Origin of the sequence: Paraburkholderia tuberum STM678 (assembly GCF_902833905.1) — a bacterium.
Lineage (GTDB): Bacteria > Pseudomonadota > Gammaproteobacteria > Burkholderiales > Burkholderiaceae > Paraburkholderia > Paraburkholderia tuberum.
Map to the genome: position 1 here is coordinate 1 of NZ_CADFGP010000192.1, position 413 is coordinate 413.

1 protein-coding gene is annotated in these 413 nt (G+C 56.9%); it reads left to right on the forward strand.

All coding sequences use genetic code 11. The annotated features are described in order from the left end of the window. Positions 1-110: 110 nt before the first annotated feature. Positions 111-413 (forward strand): MFS transporter (locus HWY30_RS40890; RefSeq protein ID WP_341809968.1); only part of this gene is annotated, 303 nt, incomplete at its 3' end.

Consider the following 413-nt stretch of genomic DNA (forward strand, 5'->3'; position numbering starts at 1 on the left):
CTTGCCAGCGACATAAAGCCGCCGTAAGCTGAATATTAGAGCTCTAATTAAACGGTGAGAGGGACGCTGTTCCGGCCGGTATCCAGAGTGAAATTCGGAGAGATTCAGTCATGGCACATTCAACGTTGCACTCAGGGGACCTATCCCTGTCTGCCATAGCCGACTCGGCGGCGGAGGAGGCGACATACCGCAAGATCACGTTAAGGCTAATGAGCTTTCTTTTCCTGTGCTGGGTCCTCAACTATCTCGATCGCGTCAACGTCAGCTTCGCGCAGCTGCAGCTGAAGCACGATCTCGGGCTGAGCGACGCGGCGTACGGACTCGGCGTGAGTCTGTTCTTTATCGGCTACATCCTGCTCGAAGTGCCGAGCACGCTGTTGCTGCGGCGCATTGGCGCCCGCAAGACCGTCACG